Raw genomic sequence first — 22,881 nt, 5'->3', positions numbered from 1 at the left:
TTCCCCCTCTATGGTTGAACAGTTACTTCCACATAAGCACCATTTTTCATCACATTTCCGTTTTTCGGCTGAAATTTCGGATGAATGAGTAGTAAGTATGCTGCTCCTTTTTCTAATGGTGCATTTGGCGTTACAACGAACTGCTTTGGTGAGTTTTGTTTGATTGTAATAGGAACGCTGCTTGTTCCGCCAAGTTTTACTAATTCTATATTTTTCTGTTGTTTATTGTCTTCTATTGCACTTGAAAATGTAACGGTAAATGCTTTGGTTGTTGGCACATTGGATAATGCCGGTAACTTTTTATAGGTTTTATTTGCATCTAAGATTGTATCTAAATGGGCTTTGGCAAGCTCTTTGCCTTCTGCCGTCACAACATTAGGATGGACTCCTGTTTTATTGATAATCGTACCTTTTGGTCCGGTGAAGTTTGCTATGGTCAACTTTAAATAAGATCCATCCGACAAATTATAAAATGTCTGCATCGATCCTTTCCCGTACGTCTTTTGCCCATAAAGTGTCGCCGACTTTTGGTCAAGTAGGGCCGCTGCTGTCATTTCAGACGCACTTGCACTATAGCCATTTACAAGGATTTTAGTGTTTTTTGGAAATAAAGAAGTATGTGGGACCGATTTCACCAGCCCAGATTGCCCTCTCGTTTGAAGATAATAGGAATATGGACTATCTGGAAATAAACCAATCATCTCCTCTGCTGTATGTACATAACCACCACCGTTATTTGTTAAATCCAGAATAAAAGAAGTTGCTCCTTGCTTTTGAAGCGCGTTTTTTGCTTGTTGAACGAGAGTCGCCCCATCATCTGAAAACGAATTAATCGCGATATAACCGACCTTTCCATAAAGAAGTTGCTTTGTCACAACAGGCACTTGAAACTTCTTGCGCGTTAACTTATACGTCTCTTTTTTTTGAGTAGTAGGATGCCAAACTACAAGTTTAACTACTGTGCCTTCTTTACCGGTTATTAGTGAAGAAGCCTGCTGAATCGACATTTTTTCGGTAGAAACACCGTCTACCTCGGTAATAATATCTCCTGGAATGACGCCTGCTTCGATCGCTGCTCCACCTTCGAACGTATTGACAATCTGAATACCCATTTTATGCTCTTCAATCACAACGCCAATCCCAGTTGTCGTATTATTGATCGAGCTTGTATACGCCTCAAATTCCTCTTTCGTAAAATAAGTAGAATATGGATCCAACAGTCCAATAATCGCATCAATCGTTGTTAGTTTTTGCAAGTTCGAAGGAATTTCTCCTTTATAATCTTCACTCACAATCTTCTTCACTTCATCTAACGGAGCCCCGAGTACAGAAAAAGGAACCGCTAAAATACTCAAAATCATCATAATAATAGCTAAACCGGAAATCCTCTTCATTTCATTTCCCCCTATTAAAGCATATAAACCTATAATACTAGAAAAATCTCCGCCATGCCGACTTTTGTTACAAATATGTTACGTGTGAATTGTTACAGGTGCCTGGCACCTGTAACAATTCTTTGTAGATCTAGTTGAATAGATTTATTAATTTTGGGGAAACTATTTGAAACTTTTTTTATTGTTTCTCGACTTATTCAAAAATCGTGCTATTTCCCGGGAAATTTACAAGAATGGAGGGCAATGAACATGAAAATCGACAAATTTATAAGATTAAGTTGGGAGGACATTTTGTTTGGCATACTTGGCTCTAGTGGATTCGTTTTATTTCTCTATTTTTTTACTTCCTTTTAATTTTTTTGACATATAAAAACACCTATTGAAATTTATTTTTCGTTAGGTGTTTTTTAATAATAAAATATGTTCAATAGTGACAGCCTCCGTTATATTTCTTTATACGCTTGTAGTTCTTGGAATAACGCTTCATTTCTTTGGATCAATGCATAGTCTATCATTCGATCAAAATTTTCTTTTTCTAACTGTTGAATCATTTCTTCCGCCCCTTCAATTAGAAATGAGGTAGAGTCCTTTTCATCTGTTGATTCAATGATAGAAAGTAAGTGTGTATGAATATCAGAAACTAGTAATAATTGATAAAGTGGTAAACGTAAAAACCGATTTCCTTTTTGGAAGACGAACACTTCCGATAAGTTTTCGACTTGCATGGTTTTTGCATTTACAATAATTTCTTTTCCTTCAACTGGAATAAAGTGGAATAATTCATCGTCTTTTTTTATAGAAAAATATTGATACGCAAAAACTAACTTTATCCGTCCATCCTCTTGCTTTATATAAAATGGTTTCATTAATTGTACAAGTAACATAATAACCCTCCTATTTTAGAATTTTCTGATTACTATTAGTTTATCATATTTCAAAAATTTGGTGTAGTGCAAATATAGGAAAAGCGAACACAATATGTATTCGCTTTAGAATATTTATATTATGTTAATACCTTTGCTGTTTGAGGTCTATTTCTTCCGGATGCGTACAGGAAAAAACCTACTTTTCTAGCGCTATATCGTACTAAAAAAGTTTGAAACACTTTTTGCAGAATGATAGAGTGGGAAGGCATGACAACACTATCTAAATAAAATGAGAGCGTTTTCTTTTGGAAATCGAGCTCAAGGTCGTAAATAGTAAAATCTTCAGCTACTATTTTTTCGATACGTGTCATTTGTTGATTGGAGTGACCAATAAAATATTTAACATTTCTTGTTTTAACGCCAACTATTCTTATTTCTTCTAACCACATATTCTTATGATGATCTAGAAAATCTAATAATGAAGGTATATAAAACTGGATTTTATCTACCTCTTCCACTTCCCTTCCTTTTTTTGTTAATCCCTAATATTAACACCACTGTAACAGGATGTATATTATTTTTATACAACAAAATTTGACAGATTATTTTATAATCGCAAATATGGCGATTTTTATAGTTCTCAATCATTATTTCGATATTCTTGTTTCATTAATAAAGGGGGTAGTCATATGCCTTTTAATGAACATATTCGAGAATATCGAGAACAATTAGATATTACGCAAATCGAAGCCGCAGATCGACTTGGCATTGACCACTCAGCCTTGTCCAAATATGAGTTAGGTAAATTAGAGATTCCAATACAATTGTTGCCAAAACTAAGAAGTGTGTATGCAATTCCAAGGGACATGTTTATGGATATGCTTGAAGATACGCGTCAAAAGAGTAGTAACCCAGGTCTTGAAGCAAGAGAAAATAAAAGCCGGTATATTACGGCGTTTCAAAATGTGCTTAAGCTGGAACTTTACGATTCAAAGGAATTCCGCAACTTATTAAGTCGTTTAAATTCCCTTGAAAAAAAAGATGCGGAAAGTTTGCTACAGAAAATAAAAAAAATAGATGATATTTAAAGCTTTTGCTCGTTTTTCTGCCAGGTAGTTTTGCAGAAATTCTATGGCATAGGCTTTTCTTTTTGTTGTTATTTGTCGGCCAGTGCTCTCGTATCGGGCGGCGACGCCAATGTTTTTTGAAGGGTTATGAGCTATGCCTTTTAATAATGCTGATTTATACGTATAATGGAAGGAAAGCCTTTTTTCATAGGAGAGATTTGTTTGACCCTTACTTCGTACCAAAAATTAGCAGCACATTATAAAAAGTATATAGACCTGTCGATGCAGACGATACAGAAGAAGTTCCATCCTGCAATATTAGAGGATGAGGAGCTTGTTCGTCGTGCAGCATTTTTTGTCCGTAATGGCGTTGTGTCGATTACCAATTATTATCCGCAAGAGCATCGGGTTGATTTTAGTGTAAGAGATGTCAGTAATATAGAAATTACTTATCATATTTTGACGGATTCCTATAGCTGTCCTTGCCCGATGCACAAGCCATGTCGTCATATTGTTGCGTCCATTTTTTATTTGTATCAGCAAAATGATTCGCTATCTACGTGGATTTCCAATTGGCGTTCTACTGCGGACCAGGCTCAGTTGACGTTGTTGAGAGATGAGCGTAGTCCGAGGAGTTGGGATATCCTCGTTGATAACTTTTTCCGGAAATTCATTTCCAACTATCCGCCGAATAGTTTTTATCTTTTAGAATTTGCGGTCCAAGATTTAAAAAAACAAATTCGAAAGTCGCGGCCATTTGAACGGGAATGGCAACCCATTTTCGATGTGTATGTAGATCTTGTCGTTTTAATGAAAGTTTGGCCCTATTTGGAACCATTTGCGGAATCGAATATGCGCAATCGGGTACTTTATTTTCTGAAAGAATATGTGGAAGAATTAGATGATACATTGGCACAATTGGCGTCTAAACCACGATTATTTGCTGCAGATACGTTTTATGAAGAAATGATGAAACGCGTTCGCAACTTCTATTTTGAAATGGAATCTTTCATCAGCTATCGCAAGCATATATATTTGTCCTTCTGGGATGCGCTTGTGGTGGATAAAGCAACGCGTGAAAAAGAGGTTGCTTATTTACAAACGCTTGAAAAAACAGAAGACGATATTCCTTTAAATATGGTACTTCCCTATTTTTATATTATGTTGTCTCGAATAGATGATTTACTAGAAGCTGCTGACCTAATGGAATCAGAGCAGCTTTTGGAATGGGTCGAAGTGTGTGAAAAGGCTCTTCATGCTTCCAACAAAGACTTGGCAAAAGAGCTCGCTCGAAAATTATTGCCACATGTTCCTTCCTATTTAAATGAAATAGCTTTAAACCCATCAAGAGTAATGCTTATTCGCCGATTGGAAATACTATTTGATTCGATTCAATTGAAAACGAATGAACTCGAGAATTTATACCAGTCATTTGGGTTGTATGGCATTCAATCTTATTCAAATTTACTCCTAAAAGAAAAACGTTACCATGACTGGATGGCGCTGCATCAATCCGCGAATTCCTCACTAGAATATGCGGAAGCATGTGGTCTTTCAATTGTGAAAGAAGAAGCTCCCGAGGTATTATTGCCGCTTTATCACCACTACGCCATGCGCTTCATTTTGGAAAAAAATCGTTATAGTTACAAGCAAGCTATTCGAATTTGGAAGAAAATGAAACAAGTAGCAAAAAAAACGAATGATACGGATTTTTGGAATGAATATGTGGAGACGATTCGTGAAAAATATCGCCGTCTGCGTGCACTACAACAAGAAATAGAGAAAGGAAACTTGCCATTATGACTCAACCTTTGTCTATTAATAAAGAACTACCTTTAAAAGTAAATGTTACAGAAAACGGAAATTTCCACCTAATATCCATGGGATCAGCTGCCGAACAATGGGTACCCTCTTTGTATATTAATCATCGAGAAAGTTTCTTCGGATTACTCGCACAAATCGAAGAAAATGCCTTAATTGCCACTCCTGTCGAAATAATGGAGCTATTCTCGGGCAAATCTCATCCTTTTATTTCATTCACAGGAGCGAACTCGGATTCTGAAAATTGGCTTCAAACATTTAGACAAGCAGCAAGCATTTGGTTGACTCCTGAATTATGGAGCCAGCTAAAATTGGATGGGGATACTATTGAAACGACTGCGCCCATCGATGAAAACGGGAAAATTCTATTAGCGAATGCTGTCAAACAAAAGCTTTATCAAGCAGGATTAACGATGGAAGATGTTCCTTCACTTGTTCCTTTTTTCGAACAAGGTGGATGGCCAATTAAATCTCAAGCCACTCATCCGAATTTATTGGTCGCATTAAGGCTTTCTGAACCAGAAGCACTTGACGACACATGGCTATTAGAAACGGTTGTTCGCGGTAAGAAAAGTAGTGTTTACTGGACCCCCGCTTTTCGGAAAAAGACCTCACTAATTAAGGATGCATTGCCGGACAAATGGAGTGAATTTGGTGCTTATATTAAGGAAACACAAACGAAAATATTCTCGCTCATTTTTTCGATTGATCAACTAAATACCGAAACTTTCTTCTCAGCTACATTGTCGGATGAAGAGGTACGAATCTTTCTTCGAGATGACCTTGTGAAACTACAAGCACTTGGATTCGAAATTGTTCTTCCTACTTGGTTAAAGGCTGTAAAAGAAACGAAGATGCGTGTCAAAAGTATTGCCAAAACTGCGAATACGTATAAAACCGCTGCTGGTCTCAATGAAATCTTGAAGTTTGACTGGAGTTTTTCATTGAATGGTCAAGAGATTTCTTCGGAAGATTTCCAACAACTTGTCAATGAAAACCGTTCCTATATTCAAGCAGGAAATGAATGGTTCCGTATAGATGCTGCATGGATGCACGAAATTAGAGAATTAATGAAAAAATCAGAAGATGAAAACTGGACTGTAAAAGAGCTTTTATTCCGAGAAATTCCCGAAGAAATTGCGCTAGTTTTAGACGATGATGAACGGTCAAATGAAGATCCTTTATTTCAATTTGAGTTACAGAAATCACTGCAATCACTGATGGAGCAATTATCAGAGAAAAAAGGATTCCCAGAAGTCCAAGTTTCTCCAAATTTATTGACTTCCCTTCGACCATATCAACAACTTGGACTCGAATGGCTCGTATTCATGCGAAATGAACAGTTTGGTGCTTGTTTAGCGGATGATATGGGACTTGGAAAAACGATCCAATTGATCTCCTATTTATTGCATGTACATGAGAAACAAGAGCAGTCTGCTCCTTCTTTAATCATTTGTCCCACTTCCGTACTTGGAAACTGGCAAAAAGAGTTGGCAAAATTCGCTCCCTCTTTAAATGTACAAACGCATTATGGGAATGCTCGTACGAAAGAAATCGATCAAACTGCCGACATTGTCATTACGACTTTCGGTACTGCGATGCAGGATATTGAATCTCTGCAAGAGATTGTTTGGTCCAGTATCACATTGGATGAAGCACAAAATATTAAAAATATGCATACGAAACAGTCCCGCGCCATCCGCAAACTAACAGGGGCCCATCATATTGCGTTAACTGGTACACCTGTTGAAAATAGATTATCTGAATTATGGTCCATATTTGATTTTATTCATAAAGGATACTTAGGATCATTTCGCAAGTTTCAAGAAAATTATATTGTACCGATTGAACGCGATGATTCTGATACGACCAAACATAAACTACGTGTGAAAATTCAGCCTTTCTTGATGAGAAGAACGAAACAAGATCCAGAATTACTTCTTAACTTGCCTGAAAAATTGGAGCAACGAGAATATTGTGCATTAACAACCGAGCAAGCAGCCTTGTATGAATCGCTTATCCAAGAAACAGTTAGTAAACTCGACACGCTTTCTGGATTTGAGAAAAAAGGGCTAATTTTGAAAATGCTTAGTAAGTTAAAACAGCTTTGTAATCATCCTGCGCTCTACTTGAAGGAGCCATTTGATGATGCAGATGATATGATGGAGCGTTCCGAGAAACTTGCCCGTATTGTTACACTTGCAGGAGAAATTGCAGCGCGCGGTGAGCAGTGTCTCATCTTTACACAATATATTGGAATGGGTCACTTGTTGCAGCATTGTTTAACAGAGTTATATGAAATCGATGCTCCATTTTTAACCGGTAGTATGCCGAAGAACCAGCGCGATCATTTAGTCGAAGCCTTTCAAGCAAAGGAATTTCCTGTTTTTCTTTTATCATTGAAAGCTGGAGGAACTGGGTTAAATTTAACTGCTGCAAGTCATGTACTGCACGCCGATCGTTGGTGGAATCCAGCCGTTGAAAATCAAGCAACGGATCGCGCCTATCGAATCGGACAAACAAACTTCGTACATGTGCATAAATTTATAACGATTGGTACAATTGAAGAAAAAATTGATAAGTTACTTATCGAAAAACAAGCGTTGTCTGAAGAATTAATTCACTCTAGTCAATGGATTACTGAAATGTCCGATGCCGATTTGCAAGATTTATTGACATTGTCAATTTGAGTTGGTCTCGGCCTGACGTGTACTGCTCTCGCATCGGTGTGAACTGCTCTCGTATTGACGTGAATTTCTAAAATGTAACTATATAAAAACCTGACCGCGCTTCTTCGGTCAGGTTTTTTCTCTTGTAAATCAGCGGTTTTATTGCGGTCTGCTAAGTATTTATACTGGAAGTTGATTTGGTTGTGATGTTGGAAATACGAAGTCTGTTTCTACTTTCTTCTGTTCTTGATTGTCTTCTTGTTCGTCTCGTTTCTTTGTAACTAAAAATCGGATGTCCTCCACAACTACCTCTGTTACGAATACTCGCGTTCCCTCTCCTTTCTCATATGACCGCGTGTTTAGCCTACCTGTAATCCCGACAAGTGAGCCTTTCCCACAATATTTTACAGTTGTTTCTGCGAGCTTTCCCCAAATCGTGCATAGCACAAAGTCCGCTTCATCCGTTTTGTATCCTTTACTTACGGCGATTACAAAACTGGTTTGCAATCTTCCCTCCGTTAAATATTTGAGTTGTGGAGCTTTTGTCATTCGTCCGATTAATGAAACAGTGTTCACCGTTTCACCTCCTTTTCTTTGATTACAACCATCATATAGGTATAAGAAAATGTTAGCAAAAGTCGAAAAAGTGATTTTAAGCGCTTTTTATTCATGAAAATGAAGTTGTTTGCCTCGCAATTTTTAGCAAATCCTGTATATTCAGCGTTTTGTAATATCAAAAATGGAAATTTGGTATTTTTTCAAAAAAAGTTAACTTGCTACTTCCTCCCTATGAATCGACACTACCTAATTTCTTCTTATGTTATAATAAATTTAATGAAATCCTTCTGAAGGAGAGTGTAGATGAAAACATTTAAGATGATGTCGGTTGATATTATTCGTGATCAAGAAATTTATCCTATTTCAATTGAAGATGGCATTGTGATCAATCAAGAAAACATAAGTCGTTCCTGGATATTGGAGCTTTTTGTTGATAAAAAATATGAGGCCCTTTTTAAAGGTTTCCAGTCCTCAAATGAAATAATAAGTGCAAAAGTTGTTATTTCATATCCTGAAAATGAACCTGCTCATTTTGAGGTTGTAACTTATTCAGTGAAGGAAATTGGTCAGCATGTTTCTGTTTTGCTAAAAGGAACTTTAAAACGATTAAGAAGAAAATATGCAGAGTCCTTACTTTCCGAATTAATAGAGGATGGATTCAGTGGAGAAGAACTTTTGGCAAAATTTGAGCATGATATGAAAACAAGACCTTCCCTAAAAAAAGATCAAAACTAAAAAAGGCTGACTCAAAAGTTTATTCTTTGAGTCAGCCTTTTCATTAGATTTACTAATTGTTATTTTGTTTTAACTTTCACATCTTCTTTAATAACTTCTGTGTTAGGTACAGTTGTTTCATTCATCACATTGCCGTCCGGAACAACATTTGGTCCCACATTATTAACACCATTGTTACCATTTACGCCATTCGTTCCATTCATACCATTTGTGCCATTCGTGCCATTTGTACCATTCATTCCTTTATTGTAAGTTCCAGGAGATGGTGTATTCACTTCTGGCGTAGTTAGGTTTGGATTGACTCGATCTACACCCTCACGAACGTCTTGCATTGGTGTTTCATTTTTGGTAGGAACTGTTTTGTTAGTATTACATCCGACTAATAAAAAAGAACACATCACCACTGCAGGAACGGCTTTTTTCCACATAAAAAAATTCCTCCTTTCTTGGATATCTTCATCACACGTATGTGACTTACGATAGGTTGTCCAGGAAAGGAAAGAAATATCCCATGGCAATTATGCCTGTTTTTTCAATTAAAAAATGAAAGAAGCATATCCTCGAGCTTACGGAGGAATACTATTATTATTCTTGTTCTACAACGGGACCTAACGCGAAAAGGATATCCGCTTCACAAACAAGTTCGCCGTCTACTGTGGCAATACCATGTCCCTTGCCCATTGCACCACGTAATTTGGTAAGTTCTACTTCTAGTTTTAATTGATCGCCTGGTTTGACTTGGCGTTTAAATCGGCAATTGTCGATCCCTGTAAAGAAAGCAAGTCTTCCTTTGTTTCCAGGTATTTGTAGGACTGCTACTGCTCCTACTTGTGCTAAGGCTTCTACGATTAAAACTCCCGGCATTACGGGATAACCTGGGAAATGCCCATTAAAAAATTCTTCATTAATGGTAACATTTTTTAATCCTACTGCTCGTTTTCCTTCTTCTACTTCAAGAATTCGATCTATCATTAAAAATGGATAACGATGAGGTAAAAGTGCTTGAACTTGTTCTGTTGTTAACATGGTCTTCCCTCCGATATTTCCCTATTTACCGTTTTTTATATCTAGAATATGCTGATATGTCTCCCATTTTAGTGCATCTTTTGCAGTGCCACTGCCTATTACACCGTATCCAACCATTAGGCCAGCAGCTGCTGCACCAAAAAAAAGTGCGATGATTATTAGTATACGCAGCCAAATAGGGAACATGCGGATTTGAACCCAATAGGTTTTTTTCGAGTTAGCTTTTTTTGCTTGTTCCAATTTTCGTTGTCGTCTGCCAGAAATACTTGTTTCTTCTGTCATACACTTAACTCCTTACTAGGAAAATTATCTAATTCCATTAATCAGACCCATCATTTGGTCTGCAAGCGTTATCGATCTTGCATTAAACTGATAGGAACGTTGTGCTGTCATTAACTCGGTCATCTCTTTTGATATATCTACGTTAGACATTTCTAATTGTTGATTTGCAACGGAGATGTCACTACGATTGGCCCCTTGAAGGTTTGCTATTACATCTTGCGCATTTACGCCTAACTCCGCCAAATTAGTTGGTAACTTAATATACGTACCGGATAAGTGCTCCATTAGCTGTGGCTTTTGTAAAACGGAAACCGCTAATTCTTTTTTGACAGTGGAACCATCCGGGTACGTAGCAGTTAATATGCCAGTCTCATTGACAGAAAACCTTGAAACGTTGTCTGGAATAGTTATTGCTTGTCCCGCAGAATCCGCAACTGGATAGCCTTCGCCAGTTACAAGCATTAAGCTACCATTTTCCATCGGCGAAACATAAAAAGCACCTTGCCGAGTATATGCTGTTTGTTGCCCATTTTCACCATCTGGCATTAATACATTAAAATATTGTTTTGGTTCTTGGAAAGCAAAATCTAAATCCCGTCCGGTAGATTGCAAGCTTCCCTGTTTCCAATTCATGGTCGTTTGAGCTAATGATGCTCCGACGCCATAACGAATACCGGTAGGAGATTGACGCTCTACTTTATCCAATTTGTCATTATTAAATTGTTGATAAAGCAGCTCTTGAAATTTTACATCCTTCCCTTTATAGCCATGCGTATTAGAGTTCGCCAGATTATTCCCGATTATATCTAACTGACTCTGAAGCTGCGTCATTGTATTAGTAGCAGTAATCATTGTACGTAACATTCAAGAAGCCTCTTTTCTTTAAAGATTAAGAAAGTATATGCATTTCTACTAAGTAACTGTCCAGACTCCAGCGCCTGTGCTCCGAGGCCACTGAAAAAGTGACTAAATATTTGAATTTGAAAATCCTGAAAATTCTTACCCCCACTTTCATAGGTAAAAACCTTTAGAATAAGCAGAATCCCCCCACTTTAGTAGCTAAAAATAGCACTTTTTTGGGAATGAGTTTTTATGGAATTTTCATTTTCGGGAAAATTGGACTTTTTCAGTGGCCTCTGTGCTCCTGCGGTTACTCGTCGCAGAAGGGCGTTGCGCCTCGGGGTCAAATGGGAAAAGCTGCTCCTGCGCAAGCTCGTCGCAAACAAGACGCTGCTCCTGCGCAAGCTCGTCGCAAACAAGACGCTTCTCCTGCGCAAGCTCGTCGCAAACAAGAGCGTTTGTGGTGGCTGGGGAGCTGCCTCCTGGGCCCGCACGATGCGGGTCATGTCTGCTTTGCCACAGGATGTGGCGAACTTTGCAGACCTACACTTTACCCATTAGCCTGTCAGGGCAGACATAGGCGCTTGCGCTTTTCTTTGTTAGTTTACGCGTCCTACTTCGTTTACCGCTTTTTGCATGCTTTGGTCGTATGCTTGCAGAATTTTTTGGTTTGCTTCAAAAGCTCTGTACGCCGTAAGTAGATCCGTCATGGTTCTCGCAGAATCGACATTCGATCGCTCGATATATCCTTGTTGCATTGAAAAGCGAACGTTTGTTGCATTGTAGGCGGAAGGTAAATTCGCGCCATCTGCAGTCCTAAATAATCCATTATCCTGTTTCATCAATGTTTCAGGCTGTGCTGCAAATGAAACCCCTATTTGTGCAACCACTTGATCATTTGCATAAATTTGACCATCGCTTGCTACTCGAAAATCATCATTTTGAAGCTGTATGCGCTGTCCGTTTGCATCAAGGACGAATAACCCTTGCGCATTTGTTAAAAAGCCTCCAGGATCCAATGTGAAGCTTCCATTACGAGTGTATGCTTCCCCTTCTACTGGATGTTGCAAGCGATAAAATATAGCACCGGTCTGCCCAGTTTGTGCGTCTTTCGGTAATTCACTATCGATTAATGCAATATCTGTATTTAGTTCGGTTTCCTGAAGCTGTCCTTGTTCCAATAAAGCAATCGTCTCTTGCATGTAAACACCCGTTCCTAGTGCTCCAATACCTGTTGCATTTTTTCCTTTGATAGGTGTTTCAGTAGGAATATTTGATGGTCCAAGTTTGGATAAAAACATTTCTGGAAATGATCTAATCACCGATTGATCTGCTTTATAACCAGGCGTATTGGCATTTGCCATATTATTTGTCAATAATTCCGTTCTACGCTGTTGTGCAATCATGCCGGATGCAACTGTATGAAACCCACGAAACATTAGGAAGCCTCCATTCTCTTGTCATTCTGCCATTCTTCTGAGTAAGCTAGTAGCAGAATAACTTCTTCATTACTTTTCTATCTATCTTCTGGAGATTTTATCAATATTATCTAACATCAATCCTGTTCCAATTGCGACACAATCCATTGGATTTTCCGCTACAAATACCGGTACTTTCAATTCTTCCACAAGAAGATGATCCATCCCATGTAAAAGTGCGCCACCACCTGTGATAATAACCCCGCGATCAATAATATCAGCAGATAATTCTGGCGGTGTTTTTTCTAAAACATTTTTTGCAGCTTGTACAATAACAGCTACTGACTCGCGCAATGCTTTTTCAATTTCTTCCGAATGGATCGTAATAGTTCTTGGAAGACCTGTAACCATATCGCGTCCTCGAATATCCATCTCTTCATGTCGACTATTTGGAAATACAGTCCCAATTTCAATTTTAATATTTTCCGCAGTTCGTTCACCAATTAAAAGCTTGTACTCTCTTTTAATATATTGAAGGATGTCATTATCAAAAACATCTCCCGCAACTTTAATAGATTCAGAAGTAACGATATCCCCCATCGAAAGGACAGCTACATCTGTAGTACCTCCTCCGATATCGACGACCATATTACCGCTTGGTTGAAAAATATCCATTCCAGCGCCGATTGCTGCAACTTTTGGTTCCTCTTCCAAATACACTTTTTTACCGCCCGATTTTTCCGCCGCTTCTCTTATCGCTTTTTGTTCTACACTTGTAATATTTGTAGGACAGCATATTAATATGCGAGGTTTGGATAAAAATCCTTTAACGTTTAATTTATTTATAAAGTGTTTAAGCATTGCTTCCGTTACATCGAAATCTGCAATTACTCCATCTTTTAGGGGTCGAATTGCCACAATATTACCTGGCGTCCTACCGACCATTTGTCGTGCTTCCTCACCTACAGCAAGCACCCTATTGGTATTTTTATCTATCGCAACAACGGATGGTTCATTTAAAACAATCCCTTTACCTTTTACATGAATTAATACGTTCGCAGTACCTAAGTCGATTCCTATATCCTTCGCAAACATTAACAGCTTTTCTCCTTCCCTGTCCAACCCAATTAATATGTATATTTCGATACGTCTCTAACTTATAATTTTATCATAGTTTTGGAATAAACACACTTTTTTTATTGACAAATTAACCGCTTTCTAGCACAGATAAAAGTGAGTTGTGGAAGGAGACGACTGTTCGAGAATATTTGGATTATGCCCGCAACCAAAACCGCTTGACCCGAGACCAATTACTTGATCCAACGCAAAAAATGCGAACGGCTTGAAATTTTTGGCTGTTCGTTACCAGTTGGCGCGCACTCGAGACTAATTACTCTGTACCCGAGACCAAACCGACTAATTAGATTTCTATTAGTGGAGCAAACAGAAAAAAGCCGCGATTCGTTACAAATCACGACCTTTCCCATCTTCCTTTTTAGTTTTCCATTTTCGTTTCGTTGCTTCTCCACCTCGCAAATGCCTTACCGATTTATGATACGCAAGAATTTCTTTTACTTCTTTTGCCAATTGCGGATCTACTAAATGGAGTCTTTCCGTCAAATCCTTATGAACTGTACTTTTAGAATGACCGGTTGTGCTCGCGATGGCACGGACAGTTTTCTTAGTTTCAATAACCATTTCACCAAGACGTATGCATCTATGACGTATTGTTTCGTGCACTAACTCTTCCTTTCGTTAGTAAAGGAACACTTTTCATCACTTTATGCATACGTATAGGTTTTTATGAATTTAAAACGCTAGTTTTGATTCCGGATTGATAAGAACGCCGTCTTCTAAAACTTCAAATTCCAAGTGAACACCTGCAGTTGGATTCCATTCACTTTCAGAAGATGTTGCTAGTGCTTGTCCTTGCTCCACTACATCCCCAACTTTTACTAGAATGCCAGTGACAGAACGATATTTTGTTTGCATTCCATTTGCATGGGATAAGACGATTTCATCTCCTTCAAACGGGTCTAAATTCACTTCTTCTACTTTCCCACTCATGGCAGCTATTACTTCGAATGGTTCACCTTTCATGGACAAAGATACACCCGTACTTGTTCTGTATTGTTGATTGAACACAAGTATGGATTTTTCACGTGTCGCTTCATCAGATTCCATGTCATAAAAGTGCTGTACAACTTCCATGCTATCTTGCAGCGTCTCTTTGAAAGGATACTTCAAGGATTCTGCTAGAGCGCTGGTCTCGATGGTCACTTTATCAGGATCTCCAGCCTTTTTCCATTCTCCTGCCGTGTCGGAGTTAACATACACGTTGTAACCCCAAATCATTCCAACGAATGCTACCGAAAACCCCGCATAAATTAGTGGCCAAAACCACGGTTTTTTCGGATTTTTGTTCTTCTGAGAAGGCTTGTTCGATTGTTCTTCTCTCATTTTCATCACCTCAATTGCTATTCTTTGCATTTGTAGGTGATTTTAAACATGTTGAAAATATTTTTATTTTTGTTCCTTTATAATAGTGAAGTAAAATGTCGTGAGCCCTCACAGAATCATGCGCTAACACCTCTGCACCATATTGACTCATACCAACACCATGCCCATATCCGACCGTTTCTACTACCACTTTATCCCGCTGAAAAGAAACCGTGAAGTCGGTGGAAGGTAGTCCAAGTAATGCACGTACTTCTCTACCTGACCATGTTTTGCCGATCATTTGAATAGACTTAATTCGGTTAGAATCCGTTCTTGTTACTTGAAAGGTTTTTGCCATGCTTTCTGACCATTTCAATCCAAAAGCATTTGCCCATTCTTTATTTGTAAATTCGAATTGCTTTTTAACATTTGGTGAAAAAAGCTCTTCCGATTGGCTAGGGACTGAAACTAAATAAGGAATCGCATTGCCACTATAGCTTTCTGCACTTTCCGTTTGTCCATTACTCGTTGAAAAGAACATCGCCGTGATTAGTTGATCTTTATAGACAATAATTTCTCCTTCAGTAGATGCGACAATACGTTGGAGTTTATCTTCATATTCGTCGAAGGATGCCCCCCATTTTTTCCTGCGCTCTTCTTTGCTTGCATAGACTTGCTTTTGCACCGTTTTAGATATAGCCTTTTCTCCGTAATTTGTTTCCCGCAACACATACGTCCGTGCAGCTATTGATTGTGCCTTTAATGCTTCCTCATGGAACGAAATTGGCATCTCCGCAGCTACGACTCCTAAAACGTATGTTTCGAGAGGAATTTTCTCTAGTTCCCCTTTCACTTCGATTAGTATTGGACATTCGATTTCAAAATCTAACTCCAACTTAGGTGCTTGTTTTGCGTCATGCTTTTCTTTGATTAATAAAAACGGTAATAACAAGAGACCGATGCAAATTAATAATAAGAGAATGTTTTGTTTCATAGAGGTACTATATGCAGAAGGTTGAGGGAAAATGAACGAGTGTTAGGAGACTTGTTTTGATCGCAAGGGATTATTATCCACAAAATAACGTAATATGTATAAGGGAGACCAATTCAATTAGGAAAGCAACTAATTCATCATCGAAAGCGACCAAATGGCGAATCAAAGCAACTAAAAACTTCTAAGAGCAACCAATTTATTTTTCAAACTACCAAAATAGAATTGCGAAGCCTTTTTATTGTCCAAAATACGATTTTGTAACTAATTTCATGTAAAACATAGTTCGAAAATAGAATTTTGGTGATTTCTATCTATCAATAAAAATATGGTACTCTTTGCGTGAGGTGACATAATGATAGCAAAAAAATATTCAGCTTCCCTACACGTAAAAGCACTACATACTCTGCATAAACGAATGCCGAGAAACCATCCAAAATATGTAATGATTAAAGATGAATACTATCAAAAATTAAATGGTGAAATTGGTGAAGAAGTTGTGATGAAAGTATTTGAGCAATTGAAATTGCCATATAAGTTCTATGTTTTTCATAATATTTCTTTATACGCCGAATCGCTTTTTCAGATTGATGTCTTATTAATTACTCCGTACTATGCATTCGTTTTCGAAGTGAAAAATATTAAAGGAGAAATTGTTTTCACTGATCAGCAATTGACAAGAACACTGGAAACAAACAAAACTGACTCATATGAAAATCCAGTACTACAGTTAGCAGAGTATGAATATCAATTGAATCAAATTTTTAAAGCTTCTGGTATCACTTTACCCATTCACGGAGCTGTCGTGTTCGCGTTTGCCACAAGTAATATTAAAGTTCCACCAACAAATAAAACCTTATTGTTTCGTAGAGGTATCAAACCTTATATAAGAAACATACAAACCAACTCTCCCATTCTAAACGAAGCCGAACTGGATAACTTAAAGGAATATCTGCTTAAAGCAAACATCGATTTTCAGCCATTTCCAATAAGCAACTACTATGGAATAGATCCGAGTACGATTCAAATAGGAGTTGAGTGTAGTCACTGCGGTTTAATTGGCATGAAAAAGTTACCACACAACTGGTTTTGTCCTCGATGCAAAATCTATCAAAAAAAAGCACACGAACAAACAATAGACGAATATTTTCTAATATATAAAAGCACTATGTCCAATATAGAGTGTCAACATTTTTTACAATTAAACAATAAACACGAAGCAACAAGAATATTGAAAAATAGCATGCTAATAAAAACTGGTCAATCTAAAAATACAAAATACAGTGCCATTTTTCCGAAATAAATACACAATCAAAAATCTATGGAGTACCTATATGAAACTTTCGTATAAACTCCAAAATATAGCACTTCGAGACCAAATCACTTATAATCGAGACCAATTCTGCCAAAGTCGAGACCACTTTGAGCATATCGAGACCAATAGGACCAAATTCGCAACCAATACTCCATTAAACGAGACTAAACCAAAAATCAACCGAATACCTATATGAACCATTCGTATAAATTCCAAAATATAGCACTTCGAGACCAAATCACTTATAACCGAGACCAATTCTGCCAAAGTCGAGACCAATAGTACCAAATTCGCAACCAATACTCCATTAACCGAGACTAAACCAAAAATCAACGAAATATCTATATGAAACTTTCGTATAAATTCCAAAATATAGCACTTCGAGAACAAGTCACTTATAACCGAGACCAATTCCGCCAAAGTCGAGACCATTTTGAGCATATCGAGACCAATAGGACCAAATTCGCAACCAATACTCCATTAAACGAGACTAAACCAAAAATCAACCGAATACCTATATGAAACTTTCATACAAATTCCAAAATATAGCACTTCGAGACCAATAGGACCAAACTCGCAACCAATTCGCTATAAATCGAGACTAACCCAATTGTCCATAAAAAAGCACCATGCATGTATGAATGCATAGTGCTTTACATATATTATACGAGTTGAATTGCTTTCTCTGGGCTTTCGCTACCGATACGTTCAATATCAGCGCCTAGAGCTGCGAGTTTTTTGTCGAAGTCGACGTAGCCGCGGTCTAAATGATATAGTTCGGTTACTCGAGTTATTCCTTTTGCTACGAGACCAGCAATAATAAGGGCTGCCGCTGCACGTAAATCGGTTGCTGCAACTTCTGCGCCTTGTAGATTAGAAGGTGAATCCATAATTACAGAACGTCCTTCAATCTTCATGTTGCCGTTCATGCGTCGGAATTCTTCTACATGCATAAAGCGGTTTTCAAATACTGTTTCCGTAATGATACCTGTTCCTTGTGCTGTCATCATTAACGCCATCATTTGAGATTGCATATCTGTTGGGAAACCAGGATGCGGCATCGTTTTAATGTCCACTGATTTAAGTTGACCTGAAGAGCGTACACGAATACCGTGATTTTCTTCTGTCACTTCTATACCCATTTCTTGCATTTTGGAAATAAGCGCAGTCATATGTTCAGGGACTGCATTTTCGATGAGCACGTCACCTTTAGTAATTGCCGCTGCAACCATGAATGTGCCAGCTTCAATACGATCTGGGATTATATGATGTTCAGTACCATGAAGTTCAGTTACACCTTCAATGCGAATTGTGTCGGTACCAGCACCTTTTACTTTTCCGCCCATTTCATTGATGAAGTTCGCTAAATCGACAATTTCCGGTTCTTTTGCAGCATTTTCGATAGTCGTAGTTCCTATTGCAAGGGCTGCTGCTGTCATAATGTTTTCTGTAGCGCCAACACTTGGTACGTCTAGATAAATTTTAGCACCTTGTAAACGACCATTTGTTTTAGCTTCTACAAAACCATGTCCGAATGAAATTTCTGCACCCATAGCTTCAAAGCCTTTTAAATGCTGATCAATTGGACGAGATCCAATTGCGCAACCACCAGGTAATGCAACACGAGCAAAACCATTTCTCGCTAAAATGGGACCCATTACCAGTATAGATGCACGCATTTTTCGCACATACTCAAATTGTGCTTCACTAGAGAGTCTTTCTTGTGAATCAATTATTACTTCATTAAGTTCAGGATTATATTCAACTTTCGTATTTAAGCTTTTTAATACTTCATTTATTGTCAAAACGTCTGCAAGTGTTGGCACTTCTTTTATAACATTTACTCCCTTGGATGCTAGTAAAGCTGCAGCTAGTACTGGCAGTACCGCATTTTTCGCACCTTCAACTCGCACATTGCCTTTTAAAGTTTGACCGCCTTTAACAACGATTTTATCCACTTCTTTCCCTCCGCGTTCTTTATCCTCATTTGCTTTTATATAAATGAAATATGTATGATGTCATTATTAGAAATTCAAAACAATATACATCATACAATGTATTTCGCGTATATACAAGCATCTAAAACACTATTTTCACCGGCTAATTTGATATTTTTTATTGCTATAGTATACGTAACACCCTGTCTTTTCGTGTAGATAATCTTAAATTACCCTAGTGTGTTTCACATAAACCTATTCGACAAAATATTTCCCAGGAAATTTGAGGCGATTCTACATGCTCATACAAACTTCTCCATTATTTGCATGAGCATATAGAATCCTTTTTAGTTAAACAGATATTGCAACTGATTAGACCAAGCTGTTAAATTTAAGAAAAAATTCGCTACTGTCGAACCGATAAGTATACTAGCTAATATATAGAATAACTGTGCTTGGAAGACTCGTTTTTTTTTAATAACTTTTTCAATCATAATTGCTTGAAGTGCATAAAAAGATATACCGATAAAAAACACATTGGCTAAAATCGCAATTATTGCCTGCTCTCCATTTAATAAACCCATTTTTATCCTCCTTCACAATTCTAGTAACCCTTTCTTACATGCTAAAAACGGACAGAACTAGTTCTGTCCGTTTTTTTTTCATGTAAATCAAATTCACCTTGGCGTAAACTAAAGCGTCCGCTCAAGACTATAACTTTATTCTGCCATGAAAAATAAAGTTAAATGTTACCCTCATAAACGTTGATACGATTCATCGCACGTTTCAAGGCAAGTTCAGCACGACTAAAATCAGTTGAATCTTGCTTACTTTGAAGACGTTCTTCTGCACGTTTCATCGCTTCTTTTGCACGAGTTAGATCGATAGTTGAAGCAACTTCAGATGATTGAGCTAAAATCGAAACCTTTTCAGGACGAACTTCAATAAAACCACCGTTGACTGCTGCATACTCTGTTTTACCATCTTTTTTCAACTTAATTGCACCGATTACAAGAGGTGCAACCATTGGAATATGGCCAGGTAAAATACCGATTTCACCAGATGCTGTTTTAGCGATCATCATGTCTACTTCAGAATCGTATACCGGGCCGTCGGGAGTGACAATATTGACTGTAAGTGTCTTCATATTTTTACCTCCTGGTCCGATTTATTATACTTCTACGCCCATGCTTTTAGCTTTTTCAATAACTTCTTCAATGCGTCCAACTAAACGGAAAGCATCTTCAGGAAGATGGTCATATTTACCTTCAAGAATTTGTTTGAATCCTTGAACTGTTTCTTTAACAGGAACGTATGAACCTTTTTGACCAGTAAATTGTTCTGCAACATGGAAGTTTTGAGATAGGTAGAACTGAATACGACGAGCACGGTTAACCGTTAACTTGTCATCGTCACCTAATTCATCCATACCTAAGATTGCGATGATATCTTGAAGCTCTCTGTAGCGTTGTAATGTATATTGCACTTGACGTGCTACTTCATAATGCTCTTTTCCTACGATTTCTGGTGAAAGCGCACGAGAAGAAGAAGCTAAAGGATCCACGGCTGGGTAAATACCCATCTCAGATAATTTACGTTCTAAGTTAGTTGTCGCATCTAAGTGAGCGAAAGTTGTTGCAGGAGCTGGATCCGTATAGTCATCGGCTGGTACATAAATCGCTTGGATTGATGTTACAGAACCAGTGTTAGTTGACGTGATACGCTCTTGTAATTGACCCATTTCTGTAGCAAGTGTAGGTTGGTAACCTGCTGCTGATGGCATACGACCTAAAAGAGCCGAAACCTCAGAACCTGCTTGTGTGAAACGGAAGATATTATCAATGAATAAAAGTACATCTGCACCTTGTTCATCACGGAAATATTCAGCCATCGTAAGACCAGATAAAGCTACACGCATACGTGCTCCAGGTGGTTCATTCATTTGTCCGAATACCATTGCTGTTTTCTTAATAACGCCAGAATCGCTCATCTCGTGGAATAAGTCATTTCCTTCACGTGTACGCTCACCAACACCAGCGAATACAGAAATACCACCGTGTTCTTGTGCGATGTTGTTGATAAGTTCTTGGATAAGAACTGTTTTCCCTACACCAGCACCACCAAATAGACCGATTTTACCACCTTTAATATATGGAGCAAGAAGGTCTACTACTTTGATACCTGTTTCAAGAATTTCAATTTCAGTTGAAAGGTTTTCAAATGTTGGAGCTTGACGGTGAATTGGGTCACGACGCTCACCCGCTGGAATCTCCTCTCCTAAGTCGATAACTTCACCTAGTACGTTGAATACACGTCCTAATGTAACGTCACCAACTGGAACAGAAATTGCTGTACCAGCATCTATAACCTCTGTACCACGCTTAAGGCCGTCAGTAGATGCCATTGCAATAGTACGAACAGAGTCATCTCCTAAGTGTAGAGCTACTTCTAATGTTAATGTAGTAGGCGCTTCATTTGGACGTTGAATCGCTACTGTTAATGCATTATAGATAGCTGGCAATTGGCCATTGTTAAACTTAACGTCAACAACTGGACCCATTACTTGTAGTACTTGTCCTTTGTTCACTGCTGTTCCCTCCTGTCTTACTTTTCTATCATTTACTATTCTTGAGCCGCTGCACCGCCAACAATTTCCGTAATTTCTTGTGTAATTGCCGCTTGTCGTGCTCGGTTATAAACTAATGTTAAGTTACCTATTAAATCAGTTGCGTTGTCTGTCGCGGATTTCATCGCAGACATACGAGAAGCATGTTCACTTGCTTTACCATCGAGTAATGCACCAAAAATTAGGCTTTCCGCATATTGTGGAAGTAACACTTCAAGAATTGCTTCAGCTGAAGGCTCAAATTCGTATGAAGCGGTTGTGCCTGTTTCTACTGCAATATCCGTAAGTGGCAGTACCTTTTTCTCCGTAACTTCACTAGAGATGGCACTGACAAAGTGGTTATAGTACATATAAAGTTCATCATATGTACCATCCGTGAACATACCAACAGCTCTGCGCGCGATTTCTTTAATATCAGAAAAAGCAGGTTGATCTGGTAAACCTATAACTTCTTCTATTACATTCGAACCACGTTTTACGAAGAAGTCACGTCCCATACGACCTATCGCCAAAATTACATACTCTTCATTTGAAGCATGGCGCTCAGCAATCGCATTAGATACAGCACGGATTACGTTACTGTTATAAGCTCCTGCTAAACCACGATCTGCAGTGATGACAAGATATGCAGTCTTTTTGACAGGACGAGAAGTTAACATTGGATGTCCACCATCACTTGTTCCTGTAGCAATTGCACCTACTACTTCTTGAATTTTCGACATGTAAGGAACATATGCTTTCGCATTTTCCTCCGCACGGTTCAATTTAGAAGCAGAAACCATTTGCATAGCTTTCGTAATTTGACTAGTTTTCTTTGTTGACGTAATTTTACTTTTAATGTCGCGTAATGATGCCACTGGTATTTCACCACCTTATTGTTTTTTTCACTTAGACAAA

General features: G+C 38.1%; 24 protein-coding genes. 6 read left to right on the top strand and 18 right to left on the bottom strand.

Features of this window, described 5'->3' with window-relative positions:
• Nucleotides 1-8: 8 nt before the first annotated feature.
• From ACEPXG_RS03480 to ACEPXG_RS03470, 3 genes are all read right to left on the bottom strand, one after another.
• On the bottom strand, nt 9-1,394 hold the full coding sequence (locus ACEPXG_RS03480) for a S41 family peptidase (protein ID WP_391207550.1): 1,386 nt from the start codon (nt 1,392-1,394) through the stop codon (nt 9-11).
• A gap of 443 nt (nt 1,395-1,837) precedes the next feature.
• Nucleotides 1,838-2,278 carry a transcriptional regulator gene (locus ACEPXG_RS03475; protein ID WP_391207548.1) on the bottom strand — a complete coding sequence of 147 codons (441 nt, stop codon included), beginning with the start codon at nt 2,276-2,278 and terminating at the stop codon, nt 1,838-1,840.
• Nucleotides 2,279-2,397: 119 nt separating this feature from the next.
• Entirely contained in the window at nt 2,398-2,778 is a 381-nt protein-coding gene (locus ACEPXG_RS03470) for a hypothetical protein (RefSeq protein ID WP_391207546.1), read from the bottom strand.
• Between the two features lie 171 nt (nt 2,779-2,949).
• Between ACEPXG_RS03470 and ACEPXG_RS03465 the strand changes: the two genes are divergently transcribed.
• The 3 genes from ACEPXG_RS03465 (at nt 2,950) to ACEPXG_RS03455 (ending at nt 7,838) form a co-directional block, all read left to right on the top strand.
• Nucleotides 2,950-3,348: a helix-turn-helix domain-containing protein gene (locus tag ACEPXG_RS03465; protein ID WP_391207544.1), complete on the top strand. Its 399-nt coding sequence runs from the start codon at nt 2,950-2,952 to the stop codon at nt 3,346-3,348.
• A gap of 201 nt (nt 3,349-3,549) precedes the next feature.
• Nucleotides 3,550-5,130 carry a hypothetical protein gene (locus tag ACEPXG_RS03460; protein WP_391207541.1) on the top strand — a complete coding sequence of 527 codons (1,581 nt, stop codon included), beginning with the start codon at nt 3,550-3,552 and terminating at the stop codon, nt 5,128-5,130.
• Nucleotides 5,127-7,838 (top strand): DEAD/DEAH box helicase, encoded by a 2,712-nt coding sequence (locus ACEPXG_RS03455; protein ID WP_391207539.1) that lies wholly within the window; start codon nt 5,127-5,129, stop codon nt 7,836-7,838. Before ACEPXG_RS03460 ends, ACEPXG_RS03455 begins: the two co-directional genes overlap by 4 nt.
• Nucleotides 7,839-7,997: 159 nt before the next feature.
• Here the strand turns inward: ACEPXG_RS03455 and ACEPXG_RS03450 are convergent, their stop codons facing one another.
• Complete coding sequence (locus ACEPXG_RS03450) at nt 7,998-8,393, bottom strand: single-stranded DNA-binding protein (protein WP_391207537.1); 396 nt, start codon at nt 8,391-8,393, stop codon at nt 7,998-8,000.
• A 285-nt stretch (nt 8,394-8,678) separates the two neighbouring features.
• Here ACEPXG_RS03450 and ACEPXG_RS03445 point away from each other — a divergent pair, with 285 nt between their 5' ends.
• Nucleotides 8,679-9,110, top strand: a complete 432-nt coding sequence (locus tag ACEPXG_RS03445; RefSeq protein ID WP_391207536.1) for a YwpF family protein — start codon at nt 8,679-8,681, stop codon at nt 9,108-9,110.
• A 59-nt stretch (nt 9,111-9,169) separates the two neighbouring features.
• On the opposite strand, the gene ACEPXG_RS03440 is transcribed toward ACEPXG_RS03445, so the two are convergent.
• From ACEPXG_RS03440 to ACEPXG_RS03425, 4 genes are all read right to left on the bottom strand, one after another.
• Entirely contained in the window at nt 9,170-9,538 is a 369-nt protein-coding gene (locus ACEPXG_RS03440; RefSeq protein ID WP_391207534.1) for a hypothetical protein, read from the bottom strand.
• A 157-nt stretch (nt 9,539-9,695) separates the two neighbouring features.
• Entirely contained in the window at nt 9,696-10,136 is a 441-nt protein-coding gene (gene fabZ, locus ACEPXG_RS03435) for a 3-hydroxyacyl-ACP dehydratase FabZ (protein WP_391119992.1), read from the bottom strand.
• A 21-nt stretch (nt 10,137-10,157) separates the two neighbouring features.
• Nucleotides 10,158-10,418, bottom strand: a complete 261-nt coding sequence (locus ACEPXG_RS03430) for a DNA-directed RNA polymerase subunit beta (RefSeq protein ID WP_391207533.1) — start codon at nt 10,416-10,418, stop codon at nt 10,158-10,160.
• Nucleotides 10,419-10,442: 24 nt separating this feature from the next.
• Nucleotides 10,443-11,282, bottom strand: coding sequence for a flagellar hook-basal body protein (locus ACEPXG_RS03425; RefSeq protein WP_391207531.1), 840 nt, complete (start codon nt 11,280-11,282; stop codon nt 10,443-10,445).
• Between the two features lie 228 nt (nt 11,283-11,510).
• On the opposite strand from ACEPXG_RS03425, the gene ACEPXG_RS03420 reads away from it, so the two are divergent.
• A complete protein-coding gene (locus ACEPXG_RS03420) occupies nt 11,511-11,819 on the top strand; it encodes a hypothetical protein (RefSeq protein ID WP_391207528.1) in 309 nt (102 codons plus the stop codon).
• Between the two features lie 38 nt (nt 11,820-11,857).
• On the opposite strand, the gene ACEPXG_RS03415 is transcribed toward ACEPXG_RS03420, so the two are convergent.
• The 5 genes from ACEPXG_RS03415 to spoIID form a co-directional block, all read right to left on the bottom strand.
• Nucleotides 11,858-12,697, bottom strand: coding sequence for a flagellar hook-basal body protein (locus tag ACEPXG_RS03415; protein WP_391207526.1), 840 nt, complete (start codon nt 12,695-12,697; stop codon nt 11,858-11,860).
• Nucleotides 12,698-12,778: 81 nt separating this feature from the next.
• Entirely contained in the window at nt 12,779-13,771 is a 993-nt protein-coding gene (locus ACEPXG_RS03410) for a rod shape-determining protein (RefSeq protein ID WP_391207524.1), read from the bottom strand.
• A gap of 369 nt (nt 13,772-14,140) precedes the next feature.
• Entirely contained in the window at nt 14,141-14,416 is a 276-nt protein-coding gene (locus ACEPXG_RS03405; protein ID WP_053590508.1) for a sporulation transcriptional regulator SpoIIID, read from the bottom strand.
• A 69-nt stretch (nt 14,417-14,485) separates the two neighbouring features.
• Nucleotides 14,486-15,136, bottom strand: a complete 651-nt coding sequence (locus ACEPXG_RS03400; protein WP_391207522.1) for a peptidoglycan DD-metalloendopeptidase family protein — start codon at nt 15,134-15,136, stop codon at nt 14,486-14,488.
• A gap of 10 nt (nt 15,137-15,146) precedes the next feature.
• Nucleotides 15,147-16,109, bottom strand: coding sequence for a stage II sporulation protein D (gene spoIID, locus ACEPXG_RS03395; protein WP_391207520.1), 963 nt, complete (start codon nt 16,107-16,109; stop codon nt 15,147-15,149).
• Nucleotides 16,110-16,461: 352 nt separating this feature from the next.
• Between spoIID and ACEPXG_RS03390 the strand changes: the two genes are divergently transcribed.
• Entirely contained in the window at nt 16,462-17,409 is a 948-nt protein-coding gene (locus tag ACEPXG_RS03390; RefSeq protein WP_391207518.1) for a nuclease-related domain-containing protein, read from the top strand.
• A gap of 674 nt (nt 17,410-18,083) precedes the next feature.
• Here ACEPXG_RS03390 and murA read toward each other — a convergent pair.
• From murA to ACEPXG_RS03365, 5 genes are all read right to left on the bottom strand, one after another.
• Entirely contained in the window at nt 18,084-19,379 is a 1,296-nt protein-coding gene (gene murA, locus ACEPXG_RS03385) for a UDP-N-acetylglucosamine 1-carboxyvinyltransferase (protein ID WP_391207516.1), read from the bottom strand.
• Nucleotides 19,380-19,705: 326 nt separating this feature from the next.
• Nucleotides 19,706-19,942 (bottom strand): DUF1146 family protein, encoded by a 237-nt coding sequence (locus ACEPXG_RS03380; RefSeq protein ID WP_391207514.1) that lies wholly within the window; start codon nt 19,940-19,942, stop codon nt 19,706-19,708.
• A 158-nt stretch (nt 19,943-20,100) separates the two neighbouring features.
• Nucleotides 20,101-20,505 (bottom strand): F0F1 ATP synthase subunit epsilon, encoded by a 405-nt coding sequence (locus ACEPXG_RS03375; RefSeq protein ID WP_391119973.1) that lies wholly within the window; start codon nt 20,503-20,505, stop codon nt 20,101-20,103.
• Nucleotides 20,506-20,529: 24 nt separating this feature from the next.
• Nucleotides 20,530-21,918: a F0F1 ATP synthase subunit beta gene (atpD, locus tag ACEPXG_RS03370; RefSeq protein WP_391209759.1), complete on the bottom strand. Its 1,389-nt coding sequence runs from the start codon at nt 21,916-21,918 to the stop codon at nt 20,530-20,532.
• 62 nt (nt 21,919-21,980) lie between these two features.
• Complete coding sequence (locus tag ACEPXG_RS03365) at nt 21,981-22,841, bottom strand: F0F1 ATP synthase subunit gamma (RefSeq protein WP_391207512.1); 861 nt, start codon at nt 22,839-22,841, stop codon at nt 21,981-21,983.
• Between the last annotated feature and the right edge of the window lie 40 nt (nt 22,842-22,881).

Origin of the sequence: Psychrobacillus sp. L4, assembly GCF_042944905.1 — a bacterium.
GTDB lineage: Bacteria > Bacillota > Bacilli > Bacillales_A > Planococcaceae > Psychrobacillus.
This window is presented reverse-complemented; position numbering and strand designations above follow the sequence as displayed.

Excerpts from the sequence above, each read along its gene's own strand:
- ACEPXG_RS03480 (WP_391207550.1), bottom strand. The coding sequence starts at position 1,394 with ATGAAGAGGATTTCCGGTTTAGCTATTATTATGATGATTTTGAGTATT.
- ACEPXG_RS03475 (WP_391207548.1), bottom strand. The coding sequence starts at position 2,278 with ATGTTACTTGTACAATTAATGAAACCATTTTATATAAAGCAAGAGGAT.
- ACEPXG_RS03465 (WP_391207544.1), top strand. The coding sequence starts at position 2,950 with ATGCCTTTTAATGAACATATTCGAGAATATCGAGAACAATTAGATATT.
- ACEPXG_RS03455 (WP_391207539.1), top strand. The coding sequence starts at position 5,127 with ATGACTCAACCTTTGTCTATTAATAAAGAACTACCTTTAAAAGTAAAT.
- ACEPXG_RS03445 (WP_391207536.1), top strand. The coding sequence starts at position 8,679 with ATGAAAACATTTAAGATGATGTCGGTTGATATTATTCGTGATCAAGAA.
- ACEPXG_RS03440 (WP_391207534.1), bottom strand. The coding sequence starts at position 9,538 with ATGTGGAAAAAAGCCGTTCCTGCAGTGGTGATGTGTTCTTTTTTATTA.
- fabZ (WP_391119992.1), bottom strand. The coding sequence starts at position 10,136 with ATGTTAACAACAGAACAAGTTCAAGCACTTTTACCTCATCGTTATCCA.
- ACEPXG_RS03430 (WP_391207533.1), bottom strand. The coding sequence starts at position 10,418 with ATGACAGAAGAAACAAGTATTTCTGGCAGACGACAACGAAAATTGGAA.
- ACEPXG_RS03425 (WP_391207531.1), bottom strand. The coding sequence starts at position 11,282 with ATGTTACGTACAATGATTACTGCTACTAATACAATGACGCAGCTTCAG.
- ACEPXG_RS03420 (WP_391207528.1), top strand. The coding sequence starts at position 11,511 with ATGGAATTTTCATTTTCGGGAAAATTGGACTTTTTCAGTGGCCTCTGT.
- ACEPXG_RS03415 (WP_391207526.1), bottom strand. The coding sequence starts at position 12,697 with ATGTTTCGTGGGTTTCATACAGTTGCATCCGGCATGATTGCACAACAG.
- ACEPXG_RS03410 (WP_391207524.1), bottom strand. The coding sequence starts at position 13,771 with ATGTTTGCGAAGGATATAGGAATCGACTTAGGTACTGCGAACGTATTA.
- ACEPXG_RS03400 (WP_391207522.1), bottom strand. The coding sequence starts at position 15,136 with ATGAGAGAAGAACAATCGAACAAGCCTTCTCAGAAGAACAAAAATCCG.
- spoIID (WP_391207520.1), bottom strand. The coding sequence starts at position 16,109 with ATGAAACAAAACATTCTCTTATTATTAATTTGCATCGGTCTCTTGTTA.
- ACEPXG_RS03390 (WP_391207518.1), top strand. The coding sequence starts at position 16,462 with ATGATAGCAAAAAAATATTCAGCTTCCCTACACGTAAAAGCACTACAT.
- ACEPXG_RS03380 (WP_391207514.1), bottom strand. The coding sequence starts at position 19,942 with ATGGGTTTATTAAATGGAGAGCAGGCAATAATTGCGATTTTAGCCAAT.
- ACEPXG_RS03375 (WP_391119973.1), bottom strand. The coding sequence starts at position 20,505 with ATGAAGACACTTACAGTCAATATTGTCACTCCCGACGGCCCGGTATAC.
- atpD (WP_391209759.1), bottom strand. The coding sequence starts at position 21,918 with ATGGGTCCAGTTGTTGACGTTAAGTTTAACAATGGCCAATTGCCAGCT.